Annotated in this window: 25 protein-coding genes; 14 read left to right on the top strand and 11 right to left on the bottom strand. The window is 38.9% G+C overall.

What is annotated here, in order from left to right:
- The 3 genes from LRQ06_RS07505 to rfbB form a co-directional block, all read right to left on the bottom strand.
- On the bottom strand, positions 1-558 hold the full coding sequence (locus tag LRQ06_RS07505) for an acyltransferase (RefSeq protein ID WP_232765774.1): 558 nt from the start codon (positions 556-558) through the stop codon (positions 1-3).
- A 65-nt stretch (positions 559-623) separates the two neighbouring features.
- Positions 624-1,511: a glucose-1-phosphate thymidylyltransferase RfbA gene (gene rfbA / locus LRQ06_RS07500; protein WP_232765773.1), complete on the bottom strand. Its 888-nt coding sequence runs from the start codon at positions 1,509-1,511 to the stop codon at positions 624-626.
- Between the two features lies 1 nt (position 1,512).
- Complete coding sequence (rfbB, locus tag LRQ06_RS07495; protein WP_232765772.1) at positions 1,513-2,577, bottom strand: dTDP-glucose 4,6-dehydratase; 1,065 nt, start codon at positions 2,575-2,577, stop codon at positions 1,513-1,515.
- Positions 2,578-2,813: 236 nt separating this feature from the next.
- On the opposite strand from rfbB, the gene rfaD reads away from it, so the two are divergent.
- The 5 genes from rfaD to LRQ06_RS07470 all read left to right on the top strand — a co-directional run bounded on the left by rfaD (position 2,814) and on the right by LRQ06_RS07470 (position 8,186).
- Positions 2,814-3,758, top strand: coding sequence for an ADP-glyceromanno-heptose 6-epimerase (rfaD, locus tag LRQ06_RS07490; RefSeq protein WP_232765771.1), 945 nt, complete (start codon positions 2,814-2,816; stop codon positions 3,756-3,758).
- 131 nt (positions 3,759-3,889) lie between these two features.
- On the top strand, positions 3,890-4,912 hold the full coding sequence (gene waaF / locus LRQ06_RS07485) for a lipopolysaccharide heptosyltransferase II (RefSeq protein WP_232765770.1): 1,023 nt from the start codon (positions 3,890-3,892) through the stop codon (positions 4,910-4,912).
- A gap of 16 nt (positions 4,913-4,928) precedes the next feature.
- The gene (locus LRQ06_RS07480) at positions 4,929-5,951 is read left to right on the top strand and encodes a glycosyltransferase family 9 protein (protein WP_232765769.1); all 1,023 of its coding nucleotides are present in this window, start codon (positions 4,929-4,931) and stop codon (positions 5,949-5,951) included.
- Positions 5,942-7,195, top strand: a complete 1,254-nt coding sequence (locus LRQ06_RS07475) for an O-antigen ligase family protein (protein WP_232765768.1) — start codon at positions 5,942-5,944, stop codon at positions 7,193-7,195. The genes LRQ06_RS07480 and LRQ06_RS07475 overlap by 10 nt, the downstream gene beginning before the upstream one ends.
- A 10-nt stretch (positions 7,196-7,205) precedes the next feature.
- Complete coding sequence (locus tag LRQ06_RS07470; protein ID WP_232765767.1) at positions 7,206-8,186, top strand: WavE lipopolysaccharide synthesis family protein; 981 nt, start codon at positions 7,206-7,208, stop codon at positions 8,184-8,186.
- On the opposite strand, the gene LRQ06_RS07465 is transcribed toward LRQ06_RS07470, so the two are convergent.
- Entirely contained in the window at positions 8,177-9,289 is a 1,113-nt protein-coding gene (locus tag LRQ06_RS07465; RefSeq protein WP_373054814.1) for a glycosyltransferase family 4 protein, read from the bottom strand. The genes LRQ06_RS07470 and LRQ06_RS07465 overlap by 10 nt on opposite strands.
- A 256-nt stretch (positions 9,290-9,545) precedes the next feature.
- Here LRQ06_RS07465 and LRQ06_RS07460 point away from each other — a divergent pair, with 256 nt between their 5' ends.
- From LRQ06_RS07460 to LRQ06_RS07435, 6 genes are read left to right on the top strand one after another with little or no spacing between them, the layout of a single operon-like run.
- Positions 9,546-10,337, top strand: coding sequence for a glycosyltransferase family 32 protein (locus LRQ06_RS07460; RefSeq protein WP_232765765.1), 792 nt, complete (start codon positions 9,546-9,548; stop codon positions 10,335-10,337).
- Positions 10,338-11,645 (top strand): lipid IV(A) 3-deoxy-D-manno-octulosonic acid transferase, encoded by a 1,308-nt coding sequence (gene waaA, locus LRQ06_RS07455; RefSeq protein ID WP_232765764.1) that lies wholly within the window; start codon positions 10,338-10,340, stop codon positions 11,643-11,645.
- Positions 11,620-12,000 (top strand): HAD hydrolase family protein, encoded by a 381-nt coding sequence (locus LRQ06_RS07450; protein ID WP_232765763.1) that lies wholly within the window; start codon positions 11,620-11,622, stop codon positions 11,998-12,000. Before waaA ends, LRQ06_RS07450 begins: the two co-directional genes overlap by 26 nt.
- On the top strand, positions 11,991-13,577 hold the full coding sequence (locus tag LRQ06_RS07445) for an aminoglycoside phosphotransferase family protein (RefSeq protein WP_232765762.1): 1,587 nt from the start codon (positions 11,991-11,993) through the stop codon (positions 13,575-13,577). Before LRQ06_RS07450 ends, LRQ06_RS07445 begins: the two co-directional genes overlap by 10 nt.
- A complete protein-coding gene (locus LRQ06_RS07440; protein ID WP_232765761.1) occupies positions 13,574-14,317 on the top strand; it encodes a glycosyltransferase family 2 protein in 744 nt (247 codons plus the stop codon). The genes LRQ06_RS07445 and LRQ06_RS07440 overlap by 4 nt, the downstream gene beginning before the upstream one ends.
- Positions 14,314-15,246 carry a WavE lipopolysaccharide synthesis family protein gene (locus LRQ06_RS07435; protein ID WP_232765760.1) on the top strand — a complete coding sequence of 311 codons (933 nt, stop codon included), beginning with the start codon at positions 14,314-14,316 and terminating at the stop codon, positions 15,244-15,246. The genes LRQ06_RS07440 and LRQ06_RS07435 overlap by 4 nt, the downstream gene beginning before the upstream one ends.
- Before the next feature lie 38 nt (positions 15,247-15,284).
- Here the strand turns inward: LRQ06_RS07435 and LRQ06_RS07430 are convergent, their stop codons facing one another.
- Together LRQ06_RS07430 and LRQ06_RS07425 are read right to left on the bottom strand one after the other, a co-directional pair.
- Positions 15,285-16,025: a glycosyltransferase family 25 protein gene (locus tag LRQ06_RS07430; RefSeq protein ID WP_232765759.1), complete on the bottom strand. Its 741-nt coding sequence runs from the start codon at positions 16,023-16,025 to the stop codon at positions 15,285-15,287.
- Between the two features lie 8 nt (positions 16,026-16,033).
- Positions 16,034-16,744, bottom strand: a complete 711-nt coding sequence (locus LRQ06_RS07425; protein WP_232765758.1) for a 3-deoxy-D-manno-octulosonic acid kinase — start codon at positions 16,742-16,744, stop codon at positions 16,034-16,036.
- 162 nt (positions 16,745-16,906) lie between these two features.
- On the opposite strand from LRQ06_RS07425, the gene LRQ06_RS07420 reads away from it, so the two are divergent.
- Both LRQ06_RS07420 and LRQ06_RS07415 read left to right on the top strand, forming a co-directional pair.
- A complete protein-coding gene (locus LRQ06_RS07420; protein ID WP_232765757.1) occupies positions 16,907-17,989 on the top strand; it encodes a glycosyltransferase family 9 protein in 1,083 nt (360 codons plus the stop codon).
- Positions 17,986-18,765 (top strand): glycosyltransferase family 2 protein, encoded by a 780-nt coding sequence (locus LRQ06_RS07415; protein WP_232765756.1) that lies wholly within the window; start codon positions 17,986-17,988, stop codon positions 18,763-18,765. Before LRQ06_RS07420 ends, LRQ06_RS07415 begins: the two co-directional genes overlap by 4 nt.
- On the opposite strand, the gene LRQ06_RS07410 is transcribed toward LRQ06_RS07415, so the two are convergent.
- Positions 18,734-19,768 carry a glycosyltransferase family 9 protein gene (locus tag LRQ06_RS07410; RefSeq protein WP_232765755.1) on the bottom strand — a complete coding sequence of 345 codons (1,035 nt, stop codon included), beginning with the start codon at positions 19,766-19,768 and terminating at the stop codon, positions 18,734-18,736. The genes LRQ06_RS07415 and LRQ06_RS07410 overlap by 32 nt on opposite strands.
- Positions 19,769-19,890: 122 nt before the next feature.
- Between LRQ06_RS07410 and coaD the strand changes: the two genes are divergently transcribed.
- Positions 19,891-20,385, top strand: coding sequence for a pantetheine-phosphate adenylyltransferase (coaD, locus tag LRQ06_RS07405; RefSeq protein ID WP_232765754.1), 495 nt, complete (start codon positions 19,891-19,893; stop codon positions 20,383-20,385).
- A 23-nt stretch (positions 20,386-20,408) separates the two neighbouring features.
- Here the strand turns inward: coaD and mutM are convergent, their stop codons facing one another.
- From mutM to rpmB, 4 genes are all read right to left on the bottom strand, one after another.
- Positions 20,409-21,218 (bottom strand): bifunctional DNA-formamidopyrimidine glycosylase/DNA-(apurinic or apyrimidinic site) lyase, encoded by an 810-nt coding sequence (gene mutM / locus LRQ06_RS07400; RefSeq protein ID WP_232765753.1) that lies wholly within the window; start codon positions 21,216-21,218, stop codon positions 20,409-20,411.
- Positions 21,219-21,230: 12 nt separating this feature from the next.
- Positions 21,231-21,719 carry a hypothetical protein gene (locus tag LRQ06_RS07395; RefSeq protein WP_373054813.1) on the bottom strand — a complete coding sequence of 163 codons (489 nt, stop codon included), beginning with the start codon at positions 21,717-21,719 and terminating at the stop codon, positions 21,231-21,233.
- 121 nt (positions 21,720-21,840) lie between these two features.
- Complete coding sequence (gene rpmG, locus LRQ06_RS07390; RefSeq protein WP_232765751.1) at positions 21,841-22,008, bottom strand: 50S ribosomal protein L33; 168 nt, start codon at positions 22,006-22,008, stop codon at positions 21,841-21,843.
- 13 nt (positions 22,009-22,021) lie between these two features.
- A complete protein-coding gene (rpmB, locus tag LRQ06_RS07385) occupies positions 22,022-22,258 on the bottom strand; it encodes a 50S ribosomal protein L28 (protein ID WP_124938588.1) in 237 nt (78 codons plus the stop codon).
- Positions 22,259-22,352: the final 94 nt, after the last annotated feature.

The following is a 22,352-nucleotide window of genomic DNA, read 5'->3' as shown; positions in this document are numbered from 1 at the left end:
TCACTGTCCACTTATAAAGTCCTTCTCTAATTCAAGGATATTTTTCTTCCTTGGTTTTAGATATCGAGCAGGAGAGCCAACATATACCCCCCATGATTTAGTAGAGCGACTAACTAAGCTCATAGCTCCTATAGAGCAACCTTCAGATATGGTTACGCCTGGAAAAATAACAGAATTAGTCCCGACAATAACATGTTTTTCCAGAATAACTTCAGCAAAGAACTCATTCTTATACTTTTTAGGGATCAATGAATTAACCATCGTCTCACCACTATAATCATCTGACTGGGAAAATATCTTAACGCCATAGGCTAGTGTGCAAAAATCACTAATGTATACACCAGGAATCCCACCTGCAACTAAACACATAGGGGTGATATGACAATATTTTCCTACAGTTACTCTCCCGGAAAGTATGCATAGATCATCAATTCGAGCATAATCATCCAATTCAATGAGCTCAGCGTCATAAATTGCAGCAGATTTACTAACCTTAACGCCTTTACCAATATACTTAAACCCAACCGATTTGAGCTCATCTGCAGATAAATACGCCATACAGCCAATTCCTTATGTTCTTTTTTTCATTTCTAGTCACACGATGCAAAACATCTTTTCAAACATTAGCGATTTAATTTTTTGACGGACTCATCTACTAATTTTACCAAATACCGACCATAGTCATTTTTTAGCATAGGTTGGGCTAGTTTTATAACTTTCTCATTAGTTAACCATCCATTTCGCCAGGCAATTTCCTCCAGACACGCGACTTTCAAACCTTGAATGTGCTCAATTGTCTGAACAAAAGATGAGGCTTCATGTAAACTTTCATGAGTCCCAGTATCTAACCATGCGAACCCTCGCCCAAACAACTCGACATTTAAAGTACCATCTTGGAGATACATTTCATTAATAGACGTTATCTCTAATTCCCCCCGAGCTGATGGCTTTACTTGTTTGGCGAACTCGATAACCCTATTATCATAAAAATACAATCCTGTAACAGCATAATCAGACTTAGGTTCCAGGGGTTTTTCCTCTAGTGAAATCACTTTCATTTCATTATCAAATTCAACGACCCCAAATCGTTCAGGATCTTTAACTTGATATCCGAATATTGTCGCCCCTTTTTGTCTAGATGCCGCTTTCTTTAATAATCCTGTAAAATATCGACCGTAAAAAATATTATCACCAAGAACAAGACATACTGAATCATCTCCAATGAACTTTTCACCAATAAGAAAAGCTTCTGCTAAGCCTTCAGGAGATGGTTGTATTGCATACTGTAGCCGAACCCCAAACATAGAGCCGTTTCCCAGTAGGCGACGGAATGCCTCGTTATCTTCTGGAGTTGTAATTATTAATATATCCTGTATGCCCGCTAGCATTAATGTTGACAAAGGATAAAAAATCATTGGCTTATCGTATATAGGAACAAGTTGCTTCGATATGCCTCTGGTCAAAGGGTACAAACGAGTGCCCGAACCACCGGCTAAAACAATTCCTTTCATATCAACCTTTGACCCCTAGTCTTTCTCTTGAATATGAACCATCCAAAACTCTTGACCACCACTTTTTATTATCTAAATACCATTCAACCGTTTTTCTAATTCCACTTTCAAAAGTTTCCTCCGGTTTCCACCCTAACAACCTTTCAATCTTAGAGGCATCAATGGCATAACGAATATCATGTCCCGGGCGATCTTTGACATATGTAATCAAATCTTTATATCTACTCACACCAGCAGGCTTATCCGGTCTTAGTTCTTCCAACAAATCACAGATTATTTCAACTACCTCTATATTTGCCTTTTCGTTATGACCACCAATATTGTAAGTTTCGCCACAGATCCCTTTAGAAAAAACCTGATACAAAGCTCGTGCGTGATCTTCTACATATAACCAGTCTCTAATTTGCATACCATCACCATATACAGGAAGAGGCTTTCCTTCGATAGCATTTAAGATCATCAATGGAATCAATTTTTCCGGAAAATGGAACGGTCCATAATTGTTAGAACAATTAGTAACGATAACAGGTAAACCATAAGTTCTAAACCAAGCTCGAACTACATGGTCACTAGACGCCTTTGATGCTGAATACGGACTGGAAGGTGAATATGATGTATTTTCAGTGAAGAGTTCTGTTGGATCTTGCAAATCACCATAAACTTCATCCGTAGATATGTGATGAAAACGAAATTTATCTTTCCTATCCTTAGGTAACTTTTCCCAGAATGCTCTAGCGACTTCAAGTAAGGTATACGTGCCAACGATATTGGTTTCAATAAATGAACCAGGCCCGTCAATTGAGCGGTCAACATGACTTTCGGCAGCTAAGTGCATAATGCCATCAGGTTGATATTGTCTAAAAATTTGAACCAATGAATTACGATCACAAATATCTACCTGCTCAAATGAGTAACGCTCATTACATGAAACAGACTCTAACGATTCCAAGTTACCTGCATATGTTAATTTATCGACATTAATTATAGAGTCTTGCGTGTTTTCAATCACGTAACGAATTAACGCAGACCCAATAAAGCCCGCACCCCCAGTGACCAGAATCCTCATCAAATTTTTCCTATGTTACCTAACGACTAAAATATCCCCGGAACTTTAATCAATTCAATACGAGTTCAATTATAGATGCGATACATTATTTAACTTTGTCTACATAGTAAAAATACTACCTCAAAGAGGCACAATACGCGAGATTAACCTCCTCCTAACCTACATTTTGTGATTACAGACTCATGGTAAGTGGCTATAATATAAACCATTGTAAATTTGATTACGGAATAAGCACTATGATCATCGTAACTGGCGGCGCAGGCATGATTGGCAGCAACATAGTAAAAGTACTCAACGAATGTGGCATTGAAGACATTCTGGTTGTCGACCATCTGAAAAATGGACGAAAATTTAAAAACTTAGTTGATTTAAACATCGCCGATTATATGGATCGAGATGACTTTTTAACCCAGATTATGGCCGGTGATGATTTCGGCCCTATTGAAGCGGTGTTCCACGAAGGGGCTTGTTCTGCTACTACCGAGTGGGATGGCAAGTACATCATGCTCAATAACTACGAATATTCTAAAGAGTTACTGCATTACTGCTTGGATCGTGAAATTCCATTCCTGTATGCCTCTTCTGCCGCGACTTATGGGGACACCAAAACATTTGTTGAAGAACCTGAATTTGAAGGTGCATTAAATGTTTACGGTTATTCAAAACAACAATTTGATAACTATGTACGTCGTCTATGGAAAGATGCAGAAGAGCATGGTGAAAAACTGTCGCAAATTACAGGGTTCCGCTACTTTAATGTCTACGGGCCAAGAGAAAACCACAAAGGCTCAATGGCTTCTGTTGCTTTTCATTTAAACAATCAGATGAATGCGGGCGAAAATCCAAAACTGTTTGAAGGCAGCGCCCATTTTATCCGTGACTTTGTTTATGTTGGTGATGTATGTAAAGTAAATCTGTGGTTTATGCAGCATGGTGTTTCAGGTATTTTCAATTGTGGAACTGGCAATGCAGAATCCTTTGATGAAGTGGCAAAAGCGGTTATTAAGCATCATGGAAAAGGGCAAGTCGAATCGATTCCGTTCCCTGAACATTTGAAAGGGGCTTATCAGGAATTTACTCAAGCTGATCTAACCAAATTGAGAGCCAGCGGTTGTGATGTTGAATTCAAAACAGTCGCTCAGGGTGTCGCTGAATATTTGCAGATTATAAATAACAAATAGAACTACTATTTTTTATTTAAGGTACTCAAACAGTGAGTACCTTTGTGCGTTCTAAATTCTTTATATAATGTACTTTTTCTAACCTGTAGTGTTACTATTCTGGCTGTTCAAGAAAGGTAATGTATTAACTGATGAAAATTCTCATTATAGGTCCATCATGGGTTGGCGACATGGTGATGTCACAAAGCCTATACATAAAGCTCAAGCGTCGCTATCCCGAAGCATCCATTGATGTATTAGCACCTCAGTGGTGTAAGCCTATTCTAGAAAGAATGCCACAAATTGATAATACCTTTGAAATGCCAATTGGTCATGGTGCTTTAGACCTCAAAGGTCGATGGAAGTTAGGTCGTCAGTTAGCAACAAATCGTTATACCCATGCCTATATTTTACCAAACTCTGCTAAATCAGCCTTAATACCTTTTTTTGCAAGAATTCCACATCGAATCGGCTGGAAAGGCGAAATGCGTTATGGGTTATTGAACGATCTGCGACCGGATAAACACGTTTTTCAGTACATGGTCGAACGATACGTTGCATTAGCGAGCTCGAAAGTAGCCATGCTCAAAGACGTGTCATTGAATACATGTCCAATTCCTTCACTACAAGTCGATTTCGAGCTGCAATCGTCCGTTAGACAGAGCTTATCGTTATTACAAACAAATGAAGTGGTCGGGTTATGCCCTGGAGCTGAATTTGGCCCGGCCAAAAGGTGGCCAGATCATTATTACGCTCAGGTAGCCGCCCATTGTATTGATCAAGGTAAGCAAGTTTGGCTATTTGGTTCACAAAAAGATAGGGAAGTCACCGATAAAATTTATCAGGCCCTCAATGAGCAACAAAAACCATTTTGCCACAACTTATCCGGCAGAACTTCATTGGTTGAGGCCGTGGATTTACTCGCCTGTTGCGACACTGTAATATGTAACGACTCAGGCCTTATGCACATTGCAGCCGCCGTAGGATGTAAGATCATCGCCGTATATGGTTCAACGTCACCAAAATATACCCCACCACTATCGAATAATGTCACTATATTAAATACTGATATAGAATGCAGACCATGTTTTAAAAGAGAATGCCCATATGGTCATTTGAAGTGTTTAAAACAGTTAACACCAGACAGAGTTATTGATAGCATAACGACCAAATAAACAGATGCGATAAAAAATGAAATACCAATGGTTTGAGCGGGGTGCCTATGCAACCTCAAAAGCAAAAGAGTATCTTTCAAACTCATTTAACCCAAATGAGATAAAAAAAATAGCCGTCATACGACATGCAGCTTTAGGCGATCAGGTTATTGTTCGCCCTTTTCTGATTGAAGCCAGAAAATTTTTCCCAAATGCAAAAATCACATTAGTTGCGGTTTCTAATTACATGTATGGTGTTCCTGATGATCTCGTCGATCATGTTCATGTAATGCCTGGAAAACACAAAGATAAAAAGAAAGCATCTGTTTCCGAAAAGATTAAAAATATTAAAGAACTTGGATCGCAAGACATTATTTTTGATTTGGCCAGTACCAATCGCTCTCACTGGATGATGGCTTTAAGTAAAGCAACTCTGAAAATAGGTTTCCCATATAAATATTACTTACGTGGTATCTTATACAACGTTTGTGTACCCCGCTCTGATTTTCAGCCTGAAGTCGAATGCATGTTAGATATGCTTAAACTTCTAGGACACTACCCACAATACCCTTTAAATTTTGCATATCCTGATAACAGAGTAATTAAAGAAAAAGATGCTCCCTATATATTGTATTTCAATGGCGCATCACAAAAATCTAAAATTGTTAGTCAGGACTATATGAAAGAGTTAATTTCACGCTCAATAGCAGAACATCCTGACTATATACATATTTTTCTCGAAGGAAAGAATAACTTTGAAAAGGGAGATTTTTTAAAAAAAGTGGTAGAAAAAAATGATAACTGTTTGGTACGGCCACTACAGCCATTAGATGATCTCATAGAGCTCACAGCAAAAGCAACCTTATTAATCTCCCCAGACACTGGTGTAAGAAATGTCGGGATATCGACACATACTCCTACTGTCGGGATATTCTATTCTACCGTTCCCTACAGATATACACCTCATTACGAAAAACATTTTGTCGCAATGTCACCAGATGGTAGTATTCCAGATGTTGGCACTGTATGTAACCTCATAAAAGAAGCTCTATGCAAATGATCCCAAACACACATATTTATACCAAAATAATTAACTATTGTTTATTTTTTTCATTATTTTTTTTATTGTGCACAAAAAATTTTACTGTTGGTGTTGTTATTGTTTTATTAATAACATCCTTGATATATATAGCTAAGAATTATAAAGTAATAACAATAACAAAAATTGATATGTTAGTGATAACCATATTATCTGGATATTTTATTGCCAGTCTTCCCATATATATAAAAGACATGGATAGTACTAGATATTTTAAAGGTTCAATTAGATATGTTTGTTTTATTCCCATATATTTCTTCTTAAAAAATGAAATACAACTCCCCAATATATCTAGAAAATATTTAGATCTTGGAATATTTATCGGTTCAGTTGGTACAATAACATTAGCTATATATCAACATTATATTTTAAATATAGAAAGAGTAGTGGGCTACCTCTATAGTATTAATTTTGGATATTTAGCATGCTCCTTAGCATTTTTATCTTTAGCCCTCTCAAAAGACAGTCACTTTAAATTACTTCTTTTATTATCATTTATTTTTGATACGTACGCTACTATATTAACACAAACTAGAGGAGCCACTTTTGCTATACCAATTTTACTTATATTAGTGGCATTCTTTTATAAAAAAGATAACCAAATTAAAAGAATATTCTATTGTACTGTATCGATAGTATTGTTTACTTCTATAATCTATGTGATTTCACCAAACTTTAAAGAACGCATACATTTTACAGTTAACGAATTTACTAACATTTATAGAGGTGATATTACTGAATCTGTATCTTCAGGTGTAAGGTTAGACTTATGGTATAGTGCAATTCAATCTTTTAAAGAAAGTCCTTTAATTGGGCAATCTTTTAAGAAAAGAGAAGAAATGTTAAGTACATTATATAAAGAAAAAAAGATAGGTCCTCTTGCTGTAGGAATAAAAAGAGCACATGCTCATAATCAATATTTTGAAATGCTAGCATCTTATGGAATATTAGGTATTTTTGCCTTTATTTTATTACTATTTTTTCCTTTATTCTTTTTCTTAAAAAGAATATATCAGACAAATTATGCTTTAACTGGATTTATTCTTGTATCTGGGTTTGTTCTTTTTTGCATGACAGAAGTACCATTAGAACAAAACTTGATTAGTACCTACTATGGATTAATGTTAGTAATACTAATCGTTTTCACAAATCTAGATATAAAAAATAATAGAATAATGCAAAATTCTAGCAACCATAGTGATTAAGTTGAATCAAATGGACTTTAAAGATATTACCTTTGTCATCCAGGGACCTGTAATCGAAAGTATTACAAAAAAGTCCATTGATAATGTAAGAAAATTGTTCCCCTCAAGCTTTATCATCCTTTCAACCTGGAAAGGGGAAAATATTTCAAATATTAACGCTGATTTAGTTATTGAAAATGAAGATCCAGGCCCAACAATCTTATCTTATGGTAAAGATGATATTGCCAGAAAAGCGAATATCAATAGACAAATTTGTTCTACACTTAATGGATTAAATGCAGTTCAAACAGAGTATGCCGTAAAATTAAGAAGTGATAACATATTGCATTCAAATGAATTCATTCATTACCTAAATAAATTCACAAAAAAGACTTCACAATTTTCGCTATTTGACCAAAAAATAATATATTCAAATTTATTTGCCAAAGAGATAACTAAAGGAACAAAAATTCCCTATTTTTTTTCAGACTTTTTTCACTTTGGCAAGACCACTGATCTGAAAAAATTGTGGAGCATTGATCTTTTCAGTAACTACAATTTTCAAGATAGGTTATCGGGGAAATTTCAACATAAGCAATATCCAATGAGATGTTCCCATGTAGAACAAGATTTATGGCTTGCATTTTTATCCAAAAATACCGGAAAGCCATTTTCGCTTAATGATGAGTATGGTGCCAATCAAGACATTGCAGACTCATATAACTATATGATAAACAACATCATAATTTTGGATTATGGTATGATTGGTCTTGAAGTACCATCCAGACTTGAACAGCCAAATAAATTTCCTTATGAGTTTTACTCATTTTTAAGGTGGAAATGGTTATACGAAAGCTATTTCAATCTCAAATCCTCAATACCAATCAACTATAAATTAAAGTGGTATATTGGATACTTTTATAAATTCATACATCATGGCATCAGATATAAAGCAAAAGGCTTATTTTTAAAGATAAAAAATTACTTACTAAATTTTTACAATCAAGAATAAAAACCAATTAACTTTTGAATATGCTTGTTTATAGAAAATTTATTTTTCGCTCTGCAATAAGCTTTATGACTATAGTTACTTTTTATACTTGTATTCTCAATGAATAACCGGATTTTGTTTGCTATATCTTTTGGATTAAGTGGATCACACAGTATTGCTGCTTCATTAACGACTTCAGGCAATGCTCCTGTATTCGAAACCACTAACGCTTTTGCCTGAGCCATTGATTCGATAGCAGTTAATCCGAATGCCTCATCATGATATGGTAAACACACGATATCCATAATTGAATACATTTTCTTAGTGTCCTTCCGAAATCCTGTAAGATGAACGCGGTCAACTAAGCGGGCCTTATCAATTTTCTCTTTTAACTCATGAACAAACAGGCTGTCCGAACCATCCGCTTCACTTATCCCACCAACAATCAATAAATGCAAATCAGGATATTCCTCAGAAAGTAAACAAAAGGCATCAAATAAATGCATTTGTCCCTTCCCATAACAAACCCGGCCTACTGTGCCGACAACAAAACTGTGCTCCGGTAACCCAACGCTTTGTTTTATTTTTATAATGTCAGAGTTATTCGCTACAGGTTGAATCTCCGGAACATAAGTGCCTAATAGCAGAGGGGTAATTTTGTCCAGTTCAATAGGTAGAGCTTTAATATTTCTTTGATAGGTTTCATTACTAATAGAAAACACTTTGGAGAGATGCCGATAAACCATTTTATGAAAAACGTCTTTTTTCGGCCTTTTAACTCCCATATGTTCAGTAAAAAAAGATTTCCTTGGCATCAAGCAATGTAATAACGCTGAAATCAAGATATCCCCTGACTTATGACTGTGAACAACAGTAACATTCCTTTCCTTCAGCCAATTATTAAGCCGAAAAAGCTGCTGTGATAAAAGTTTCGCTTTGCTTGTCGTTGAAAAACATTCAACACCCAACTCTCTCATGTGATTTTGAATGTGCCCACCATCGAGACACACACAGTAAACGTTATAACCTAAAGCGATAAACTCCTTGGCTGTACGTATTGGGTACATTTCCAATCCTCCCCATCCGGAAGAAAGACAAATGTGGACAATATTCGGCTTATTCAATATGTTTTACTCTCAGGTATATTTCATCTGTTCAATAAATTTGTGAAAGGTTAGCAAATCAATCGTTGTTGTTGAACCTATATTTGGATATTCATTTATAGAAAAAATACTCTGTCTGAAAAATCAGGTATTGCTTTTCTCCTCAGAGACATAAATCCTTCCTATCTCATCCATTCTGAATTATTTTTATGATAAAATTTTGCTAGATTACCATTGTATAATGTAAACGAGTAATCATCGTAATCAGGATTAACAGATGAAAATAGCCAAACTTATTACCAACCGCTGTATTCGCCTTTTTGGTAATATTTGCAAAACCTTGTCATATCCATTTCACTGGGTGTTACCAAACTATCGCTTTACCATCCCTGAATACTCACCGGCAAAGTTGCGCTTATCTAAGCAAAGTGCTATTCCCAGAGTCATCTGGCAAACCAACTTTTCCAATAAGTGTGCTTTACCCGTCTATCTAAACTATTTATTCAACCGTTTAATGTCTTTAAGCTGCGATTATCATTATGTCAGTACAGAAGCCAGAGATGAATACATGAAAGCCAATACAACGCCTGAGCTTTATGAAGCCTTTTCCCGGCTCAAAAATGGGGCTGCTCAGGCAGATTTATGGCGTCTGGTTGTATTAAATAAAGAGGGAGGCGTTTACGCCGATATCGACGCAACTTTTGTATGGCCATTAAATCGGATAATAGGAAATGAAGATAATGCAATTTTCATAAAAATAAGCAACAACACTCGTTACACAAACTATTTCATTGCTTCTTCACCCAATAATCATGATTTACAACAAGCAATAGAACTGGTCATCGATAATATTAATCACTTTAAACCAGAGATGGGAGTGTATTACAGTACAGGCCCGGGTGTACTTGATAAGCTGTTTGAAAATCGAAATGATATTCATCATGAAGACCGTAAGTATGTCTGTATACAAGGCACATTCACAAATGAACACTTCCAATATATAGATAGACCCCGCACAAAATGGATTCACGTAAAGCCTGAAGATTTGATTCAAAAAAAGGATGATTAATTGATTATCCGATTTTTTTATTCCGTTTTACTGATTATTATTGCTCCTGTTTTTCTCTTCGGTTTATTTCGAAAAAAAACGGGAAAGCCGTCCGTAGGAGCACGCTGGAAAGAACATTTTGGTTTTACACCACCACTTAAAACAATGAAATCCCCTATCTGGTTTCATGCGGTTTCCGTTGGTGAAATGATGGCAGTAACACCATTAATAAAACGTTATAAACAACAACACCCGGAAGCTGCGATCCTTATTACCACAACAACACCGACAGGAGCTGAGCAAGCGGAAAAATTGAGTTCAATCGCAGAACACCGTTATATGCCGCTGGATTTTTCTTTTGCTATAAACCAATTTATCCAAACGATTCATCCTTCCCAACTCCTAATAATGGAAACCGAGTTGTGGCCAAATACATTACATACACTGGCAAAGCATCACATTCCGGTGTCTATAATTAATGCACGTCTATCAAATCGCGCCTGTCAGCGATACAAAAAAATTCTGCCTCTGTTTAGGGTAATTGAACCATGTTTAACGCGCGTTTTATGTCAAACACAACAGGATGAAGACAATTTTGCTCAATTAGGCGTTTCAAAAGCAAAGTTAAAAGTAACTGGCTCAATCAAATTTGATCTTCAAATCTCAAATGACATACTAACTAAGGGAACTGACCTGCGCCAACAACTAGGCAACGGTCGTCAGGTATGGATTGCGGCCAGCACACACCAGGGTGAAGATGAGAAAATACTGAAAGCTCATCAAACCATTATCAAGCAAATTCCAGATGCACTCCTTATTCTGGTGCCAAGACACCCAGAACGATTCGATGATGTTTACAAATTATGCTGCCAGTCATTTTTGACAAAACGCCGCTCTCTGGCATCATCGGGCAAACTATCTAGGGAAACACAAGTATATCTGGGTGACAGTATGGGAGAACTGTTAATACTAATACAAGCTTCTGACCTTTGTCTTATGGGAGGAAGTTTCCTTGGGAATAAAGTGGGTGGGCATAATGTATTAGAACCCGCTACACTAAATGTTCCAATCTTAATTGGACCAAGTTATTTTAACTTCAAAGATATTGTTGATAATCTGGTGCAAAGAACCGCAATCAATATAGTGAAAAATGAACAGGACATTGCATCCTCTGTCATCCATTTAATGACAAGCAAAAACCTACAACATACGATGTCAAAAAATGCCAGACAATTTATTGCCGAAAATACAGGAGCAATAGATAGAACTCTGCAAAATATCAATGAAAAGAGTGAGAACGTAAATGAAGAAACTGGTTGTCGATCTTGATGGAACAATCACTCAGGCTGATACTTCTGACTATAAAAATGTTTCACCGAGACTTGATGTCATTCAGCAATTAAGAACTTATAAAGAAGAAGGGTTTGAAATTGTTATTTTCACAGCCCGAAACATGCGAACTTACGAAGGAAACGTGGGTAAAATCAATATAAACACGCTACCGATCATTACTGAGTGGTTAAAAAAACACGATGTTCCTTACGATGAAATCTTAGTGGGCAAACCCTGGTGTGGACATGAAGGATTTTATATTGATGACCGCTCTGTACGCCCCTCAGAATTTGCATCTATGAGCCTTGACGAAATTAATACTCTATTTGAGAAAGAAAAAACATGTTTTTAATTATGTCTGCAGCTTATGTGGACCAAGAGCTGCAATCTGAATTTGGTCACATACCTCCGAGTTTTTTACCTCTTGGTAATCGTCGGTTATTCCAGCATCAAGTAGCATTAGCACCAACAGGTAGTGACATTTATCTCTCCTTACCTGAGTCATATCAAATCGCACAAAAAGACATGCAGTGGCTAAATGCACATAGCGTTACCATCATCAAAACACCGGATAAACTCAGTCTGGGAGCTTCTGTTATTGCATCCATTAACATGACCGGTGCGGCCCTCACTAAGCCACTCCATATTCTTTATGGCGATACTTTATTTAAATCTTTACCTGAAGGTAATGATCTTATTAGTATCTCACAAATAAGAGACAGCTATGACTGGGCGATGGTGACTCAGGATACATCTGAGTGGTTAAAACCAGTAACCACTCAGGGAACCAATGAATACGCCAATATTATTGATGGTTACTTTAAATTCTCTCACCCACGAGCTCTTTTAAAATGTATCACCCAAAGTCAATGGGATTTTATTTCAGGACTAAACCGTTATCGGACTGAAATCGGGTTAACTCCCATCAAATCAGATGGCTGGTTAGATTTTGGACATGTGAATACTTACTACCGCTCCAAAGCTGAATTCACAACGCAACGTGCGTTTAATTCTATGATGATCAACACCAATTATATTGAAAAATCCAGTACGAATAATGAAAAAATAAAAGCCGAAGCCTTTTGGTTTGATCACCTTCCTACGCCTTTGCGAATGTTTACTCCCCAATTTTTGGGTCAAGCATTAAAAGGCAACGACATCAGTTATCAGTTAGAGTATCTTCATCAGACTGCGCTTAATGAACTTTTTGTCTTTGCCGAACTTCCAACTCATGCATGGCAACCAATATTAGAAAGTTGTATTGAATTTCTGACATCATGTTCGGAATACAAAGCACCAGATAATGTCCCGGCAAATCATTTTTCTTCTCTTTTTGGTGAAAAAACCCAACAACGCATCCAGGAATTTTGCATTCAGAGAAATATTGACGTCGACCAACTCTGGAATTTCAATGATGAACATCAGGTCTCCATAACACAACTGCTTCATGACAGCGCCAGATATTTGCCACAACCAAGCTCGACATTATGTGTTCTGCATGGTGATTTTTGCTTCAGTAATATTTTATATGACTCACGCTCCCGACGAATAAAAACCATTGACCCCAGAGGATTAACACCAGAAGGTCAAATCAGCCTGTACGGCGATATTCTCTATGATGTAGCGAAACTCAGTCATTCCATACTTGGTCTATATGACTTTATTATCGCTGGGTATTATAGTGTCCATATTCAGGATAAACAGATTGACTTAGCTATCCATGCCGGTAAGTCACAATTTGATATCCAGACAACATTTTTGAAGTTAATCGGACAACAATTTAATCTTAACGCATCTCATCTTTATGCAATGAAAATTCAATTATTTTTATCTATGCTTCCGTTACATTCAGATGATCTGATTCGTCAGGATGCTCTTTTTGCAAATGCCTTTCGATTACATCAGTTGCTAATAAAGGAAATTCAATGATCGTTATCCCAATGGCAGGATTAAGTTCCCGATTTTTTAAAGCCGGCTACGAAAAGCCTAAATATATGTTAGAAGCACATGGTAAGACCTTATTTGAACATTCGGTACAGAGTTTCTCTCGTTACTTTGATTCAATACCATTTCTGTTTATTACCCGTAATGTCTTTGACACAAAAAAATTTGTTCAGGAAAAAGCCCAAAAGTTGGGTATTCGCACGTTTTATATTGTTGAACTAAATTCAGACACTCGAGGGCAAGCCGACACCGTTTTTTTAGGTTTGACTGAATTATTTGATCAAGATGTCAACATTCAGGGGTCAATTACGGTCTTCAACATTGATACCTTCAGACCCGGTTTTACATTTCCTGACGAAGCTTTCAAAGGTGATGGATACCTGGAAGTTTTTGAAGGTTCCGGAGATAACTGGTCTTTTGCAAAGCCAATTTCAGATAATGATACACAGGTTGCAGAGACGGCTGAAAAAAGGCCTATCTCTAATCTGTGTAGCACCGGCTTATATCATTTCAGTTCTGTACAAGATTTTCTGGACGCCTTTCAAAATGCGCTTAACCGTCCGAAGCAAGAGTGGGAAAAAGGCGAGTTGTACATTGCACCAATGTACAATACGCTGATTGCCGAGGGAAAATCGATCCACTACCACAAAATCGACCCAAGCGAAGTCATATTTTGTGGTGTACCTGATGAATATACCGATTTTCTTAAGAAGACATTACTATGATGAAGGTAGCTGATTCTGATATCACTTTTGTCATCCAGGGACCGATTCAGCGTAAAGATGACCGTTCGAAGAGAGAAAATATCACACAAACCTCAATCAAAAATATCAGAAATTTATTTCCGGAATCGACGATCATTGTCTCAACATGGAAAGGGCAGAATACCGATAATATTGACTGTGATACTCTACTATTACTAGAGGATCCCGGACCAAACTTTGTATTTAATGGCAAAGATAAACAACAGCTTAATAATAACCGGCAAATTTATAGTACTCATCAGGGCCTTTTACATGTAAAAACCCCTTATGCTGTCAAACTTCGCAGTGATACGGTATTGATTGGAAGAGAGTTTGTGGATTGCTATGAACAATTTTCCGATGAAACCCGAAAAGAATCTTGGTCCTATTTAACCCGTCGGGTTCTGACCACCAGTACATTCTTTATCTGCTCTCACTATGGCAGGACAATTCACTTCCATAAAAGTGATATTTTTGATTTTGGATTAACAGAAGATCTTCTAAAAATCTGGCCTGAAGAATTGATTCCCGAATTGACATTCTCGCTTCCCAAAGCTTATAAAGCACGATATCCAGCCACCGAACAGTTTTTATTCTTACACTGGTTTGGTTTACTTACTCAACAATCGCTACACATCAACAGCAAAACTGAAGATGATGCCGGGCTGGGGGCGGTTTTCTGGCCACAATTTATTGCTAACAACTTATTAGTAGATAAGCCAGAAAATTTAGGGATCGATATCACTGAACGTTTTTACAAACGAGGCAATCTGGCACTTGAATACGATCTGGACGACTGGAAAGCATTCAATGAAATAGCAAGGCATCCATTAAATAAAAAACTCATCAGTCGCCGATTCAAAGAATGGAAGGGAAAAGTTATACAGAAGCTATTCTCCACTTTTATTTAATAATAAAAATAGCCCCACAGCTTAAGATACTAATTTTATTATAAATATGACTTAAACTTTATCTTATTCCAATACATTAACTTAGTATCACGATACAACCGAGAAGCTTCTCTAAACACTTTATAGTGTAACGGCACTCTGGTTCTGGACACTTGGTTCTGAATTTGACTTTCTAAATCTGCCGGATCGAACACCGCATATGGAAGAAGCCCTAATGAGGGTATTTTATGTCTGAATGACTCACCAATAAAATTATCAACAGCACAAAGCCAGTGTTCGCTTTTATTGACAAATTTCTCAGCTGCTTTTGGTGTCAGACTATATCCTCTGGCTCCTCCTGCGTTATCCATCCACATTACGACCTGAAAACCATCTGGAGTATTCATAATCATTTTGTTTCTATGGTTGGTATCCTGAGGCTCCAATCTTAGATAATCGAAATTTCGATGCAACTCAGGCAATTTCAACATTACCTGCTCAAAAAAAGCTGTAGGCAAAAAATCATCTTCAAAAATAGCAATAGGTTCATTTAATTCGATGCATTTTTTCCATAGTAGATAGTGACTTGCATAGACCCCTTTTTCTCCGGGAGTTAAGGGACGTCCTCTGAATTTTATTCTATATTTATCATCTGGTTTACTCTTTAACTCTTCAGGCAACCCCTTAAATCCATCAACAGCAGAAAAAAACTCATAATCAACATTCAAACCTGATAGTTGTTCTTTCACCCGATTTCGTCGCTCAACTGCTCTATCTAAGTTTATAATAAATAATTTCATATCCAGACTCATTTATCTTTATAAGCTAACACTAATTTTTCCCATGCCAATCGATTAAAATGTATATTGCTTTTAACTAATTCTTTAGCAAAAGAGCGATGCAATCGCTTCAAGTTATTATCTTTCCATAAGGTATTATTTTTTCTCATACAAAAGCACTTATCAAAATCAATAATCCACACCTTTTCCTGATTATCAATCAAAATATTATGGATATTAAGATCAGTATGATTTACCTGAGCATCGTGCATTTTGCGAATTTCTTTACCGATCTTCTGATACATCGCATCACTTAACGGTTTTTCCTGTAAAACAGACACAAGGTCACGCGCATCCGGCACTCTCTCAGTAAGTAAATCCGCCTGATAACAAACGTGTTTTTTAATTGCTCTGGCAGCAACCGGACGTGGAACATTGACTCCAGACTGCTTTAAGTGGTTCAGAATTTGGAACTCCTGATAGCTCCGGGTTTGCTCCCAGCCAGAAAAGAAATAGTGATCACTGACCAGCCTACCAAATAATCCACCACGACGGTAATGACGTAATGCGCCCTGAATGTCGTTCAGTTGAATGAACCAGGTCGTTCCCCGCCCTTTAGCATTACCGACAATTTTTCCCTGCTCCTGCCAGTATTCCGGATCAAAGCAATTTTCAGGTGAAGCATTCAGCAACGCCTCGTCAAACCAGACTTTTAGTTTTTTATTTTCAAATAGTTTCATGAAAGTTTTTCAGTTTTCAGTCCTCAGTTTTCAGTTTAACGACTAACTGACAAACCGAAAACTAAAACACTGCCAACTGGAACACTGTTAACCAATCACCATTTTACATTTTCTCGCGCTATCTGCATAATTCTTGTCACTTTCTTTTTGGTCGGAAATCATATGGCACTATTTGAGTCGGCTCCTGAATCCATTTGTATTTTACGCCTTTCTGCCATTGGCGATGTTTGCAATGCCGTAGCGGTTGTGCAGGCGATTCAGGCACAATGGCCGAAAACCAAAATTACCTGGGTCACTGGCAAACTGGAAGCCCAGATTATCCACGATCTTCCTGGCATCGAAGTAATTATGTTTGATAAAAAATCGGGCTGGAAAGGGTATAAACAACTTTGGGCAACTCTGAAAAACCATCATTTTGATGCGTTATTACACATGCAGTACGCCTTCCGTGCCAGCATTGCCACTCTGGGAATTAAGGCCCGGTATAAAATTGGCTTTGATGCTTTGCGCAGTCAGGATTGCCAGACCTGGTTTACCAATAAAAAAGTGCCGTCTCCCGATGGGTTTCATGTCCTTGATGGCATGCTCGCTTTTGCAAAATACATTGGCATTCAAGATATAAAACCAAAGTGGTCGCTCACTTACTCTCAGAAGGAAGCATTATGGGCACAATCTCAACTGTCAGCACATCAGCCAAATCTTGTGGTAGTTCCCGGCGCCAGTAAAGCTTACAAAAACTGGCATGCCAATGGCTATACTGACGTTATACAGCATGCCCAAAAACAAGGCTGGAATGTCATCCTCGCCGGCTCTCCGGCGAAAGTAGAAACCGAGCTGGCAAACGAAATCGATACTAAGCTCATCACACCGGTCACCAATCTGGTCGGCTCAAGTTCCCTGAAGCAAATGTTAGCCCTGATGGATAAATGCGACCTGGTGATTGCTCCGGATACCGGACCTGCTCATATGGCCAATGCAATGAATACACCCGTTATTGGTCTGTACGCTCATCATAACCCCATGCGGACCGGTCCTTACTGCTATCTAGACTATGTGGTTTCCGCATACGAAGAAGCCATTAAAGAAGAAACCGGAAAAACATTATCCGAACTAAACTGGCGAAGCCGGGTTAAAGACAAATCGGCAATGAACCGGATTCAAAGCCAGCAGGTTATTGCTATGTTTGATAAAATTGTCACCGACTTTACCATTACCTCTTCTAAACATGGAGAATCAGAGCAGTGAACCAGCCAACGCTAGCCGTAGCACTTATTGTGCGGAACGAAGCCAAACATCTCAAACCCTGTTTAGACACAGTACATGACTGGGCCGATGAAATTGTTATTCTTGACTCCGGCAGTACCGATAACACCGAAGAGATTGCTAAACAGTTCACGGAAAAATTTTACACAAACTGCGAATGGCCGGGGTTTGGTCCACAGCGCCGTTTGGCACAGTCTTATGTCGAATCCGATTATGTTCTCTGGCTGGACGCTGACGAACGGATCACTCCGGAACTTAAAGAAAGCATCCAGAAGGCACTAAAGGAAAATAAAACCGACACGGTTTATCAAATTTCTCGTTTAAGCTGGGTGTTCGGCCGTTTTATTCGCCATTGTGGCTGGTATCCGGATCGGGTTCTGCGCCTATATCCGACAAAACTGACCCAATACAATGATGCTCTGGTTCATGAGAAAGTGGAAGTCACCTCAGAAATGCAGGTAGCAGATTTAAGAGGGGACGCCATTCATTACACATACGATGATATTCACCACTATCTGGTAAAATCCGCCGGATATGCAAAAGCCTGGGCAGAACAAAGAGAAAAACGGGGAAAGAAAAGCAATATCAGTCAGGGACTGATGCACGCCATCGGATGCTTTTTAAAAATGTATATTATCAAAGCTGGCTTTCTGGATGGAAAACAGGGATTTTTGCTATCATTTTTATCTGCGCATTCCACATTTGTAAAATACGCAGACTTATGGGTCAGAACAAATACGTCGTCACCCAGGAGTTAACGTCGGTAAGAATGTCGCTGATACGGATATTAGCCATGTTCTCCTGCTGCTGCTTACTGCCCTCTTTAGGAGGACAAAAAGCCAAATGGCGGCCTTTGGAATTTAATGGCCGCCAGCGCAGCGGTGTCGCCGAACGTTTCGCCGGAAAGAAACCAATAGTCGGCACATCCATTGCCGCCGCAATATGAAGGGGGCCGGTAGACCCGGCGATAAACACACTGGCACAGGCAATAGAGCGGGCAAAATCCGTTAAACCGTCATTTTTATCATACACAACGGCTTTTTCACCCCGGCGATTAATCATGGACTGCAACTGGTAGGCTTTCTCTTCTTCCCCCGGACCTGCCGTCAGCACCACATCAAAATCCCCTTCCATACCATCGATCAACCGGCAATATTGCTGCAACGAAAGGTTATTTGCTGAACCACCACTCCCGGCATGAAGATATACCCAGGGTTTATCCGGACAAAGGCTTAGCTGAGAAGCCAGCTTACTTTTTTGCTTATCCAGATCATTCTGACTGAAAGACAAATAAGGAGCGTCAGGTTCAACCACCGGGATGTGGTTGTCATGCAAAAACGCACGAATCAGATCCAAATTATATTCAAATTCCGGTTTTTTCGATTGAGAACGTTTCTGCCTGATCCGACGGTTATAAAACAGCTGAGCCACTTTCGTTGCCGGTGCCAGACGATACGGAATTTTCGCTTTCCACACCAACATTGCGTTATAAGTGGTCGAGAATAAATTGATCGAGGCATCGAAACGGCACTGCTTTATTTGCTTAATCACCGCCAACTGAGCAGCTTTGGAGGATTTCTTTGTCGGATCCTCAATCACATCGTCAATCCAGGGACACAATCCGGCAAGCGCCACCGTATATGCAGGAACCAATGCCGTGATATGACAATCCGGAATGGACGCTTTCAGCATCGCAAAACTTGGCCAGGCCAGCATGAAATCACCGATTTTATCGTTCCGGATGACAAGTAACTTTTTCATTTCAAAACTCTCAATTGATTACCGAGATCCCTCAAAGGGAATATCATACCCGCATCAATAGGTAAATTTGACCCTTTTTGTTATTATTATGAGAGATTTTCTGTATTTAAAGAGACCATTTCGTGAACCAGAAACCCTATTCCCGGGTCATTTACCCCGGCACCTTTGACCCCATGACCAACGGACACATCGATATTGTCGAACGGGCAGCGGCTATGTTTGATGAAGTTATTATTGCGGTTGCGGCCAGTCCCAGTAAAAATACGATGTTTACTCTGGCAGAACGGGTTTTCTTTGCCGGAGAAGTCACTCAACACTTACCAAATGTTTCCGTCCGGGGGTTTTCCGGTCTGCTGGTCGACTTTGCCAAGGAAGTGGAAGCGAACATCCTCATCCGGGGTCTGCGGACAACCATGGATTTTGAATACGAGTTTGGCTTAACCGCGATGTACCGGAAGTTAATGCCTCATCTGGAAAGCGTTTTTCTGACTCCGGCAGGTGAATTTGCCTTTTTATCCTCAACCATCGTCAGAGAAGTTGCCATTCATGGTGGAGACGTCAGTTCGTTTGTCCCGGCCATTATTGCGGATGCTCTGGTCAAAAAGAAAAAAGTATAAAATGACTTCCGATGTTTATAATATTACTTCTGACAAATCCGGCAAAAAAACGTATTCCTCTGGCCAATTTTTTGCTCCTGGATCTGGGCACCGCATTCAGGGCAGGGTTCACCGGCTTTCCCGTAAATTTTCAGTTCCTGCGCAAAATACCCGGGTTTACCATCAGCCTGAGCAAAATCTTTAAGGGTGGTACCACCCTGTTTAATTGAATGAGCAAGAACGGATTTAATCTCTGCCACCAATACATTCCATTCATCCCCGGAAAGACGACCAGCGGGCCGGTTTGGATTAATGTGAGCAGAGAACAGGGATTCATTAGCGTAAATATTACCTACCCCAACCACGTATTTGTTATCCATGATAAATGGCTTAATCCGGATTTTCTTCCCATGTGCTTTTTCCTGCATATAGCCTGCGGTAAAATCATTACTAAGCGGTTCAGGTCCCAGATTAAGCAGTACAGATGCCGTCGTCCCTTTCTCTGACCACAGCCAGGCACCGAAACGCCTCGGATCGTTATAACGCAGAACTTTTCCATTGCACATAAACAAATCAACATGATCGTGCTTCTGAGGGGCCACCGGCGCATCTATCACTCTCAGAGAGCCGGACATCCCCAGATGAATAATCGCCGTTCCGACATCCGTTTCCAATAACAGATACTTTGCCCGTCGTTTAATACTACGAATAACCTGTCCTTCAAGCTTGTGTAGTTCATAGGGAATATCCCAACGCAGCTTAGGCGTACGAACGGAAATAGATTTGATCTTTTCACCAACAAGAAAAGGGCTGATGCCCATCCGGCTCACTTCAACTTCTGGTAATTCAGGCATATTTCTCTACTTTTATTTGACTTGTTGGGGAAAAAGATAATTTTTGTCGACAGAGACTGCAATCCACCGGTTTTGCCAGTTTTTAAACAGCCAGAACGTCGGCATCTGATAAAATGTCACCCGCTGAGGTTCTTCCTGCTCTTTGTACCAGATTTCCAGAGTCTGTGCCGGTGGCAATTTTTTCGACAAAGACTGGTAAGTTTCCTCATTCACCGGCGTGCCTTCCAGACCATGCCAGTGCTCATACAACGTTGTCGCTGAAATAGCTAAAGTCGGAGTCAGCGTCCAGAACCCTTGTTTTTTTTCCAACGCCCAGTCAGCACTGTAAACCGCCGTCACGGTATCATTTGCATTAAAGAGCGTGTTCGAAATATGAAACTGCTGATCCGGAGGGATTAAATACGTTTTAATCAACGTCGGCAGATTTAAAATTATAATAAAGGCGATAACGGAAAAAATAAGAATATTATTCCACTTACGACCACTGTATCGCATCACCATTCCTCTGTCTGAATCCGGTATAATCTATATTATCTTATTGATACAGCCTAATTAGCAAACAACAGACAATAAAAAACCCAGCCTAAGCTGGGTTTTTCTTACTGGCAACAAAGAAAATCAATTACTTGATTTTAGCTTCTTTGTAAATAACATGACGGCGAGCTACAGGATCATATTTTTTGATCTCGAATTTACCTGGCATGTTACGTTTGTTCTTGTCAGTTGTGTAGAAGTGACCAGTATCAGCAGAAGATACCAGACGGATTTTCTCACGATTGCCTTTAGCCATTGCTTAATTCCTCTTAAACGTTTTCGCCGCGTGCACGGATATCAGCAATAACAGCATCGATACCTTTCTTGTCGATGATACGCATGCCTTTAGCAGTCAGACGTAGTTTAACAAAACGTTTTTCGCTCTCTACCCAGAAACGATGAGTTTGTAGGTTCGGCAGAAAACGACGCTTAGTAGCATTTTTTGCGTGTGAACGGTTATTACCCGTTACCGGACGCTTACCAGTTACTTGGCATACTCGGGACATGAATGTCTTCTCCAAATCGTTTCAGCTCGATATCAACCTTGGTGGCCGAACCTCTTTACTTAAAAATAAAAGTTGAGGTTAAAACCATTATGGA

Origin of the sequence: Vibrio salinus (assembly GCF_021272385.1) — a bacterium.
GTDB lineage: Bacteria > Pseudomonadota > Gammaproteobacteria > Enterobacterales > Vibrionaceae > Vibrio > Vibrio salinus.
Note: the sequence above shows the minus strand (reverse complement) of the source record. Positions and strands in the feature narration are given on the sequence as shown.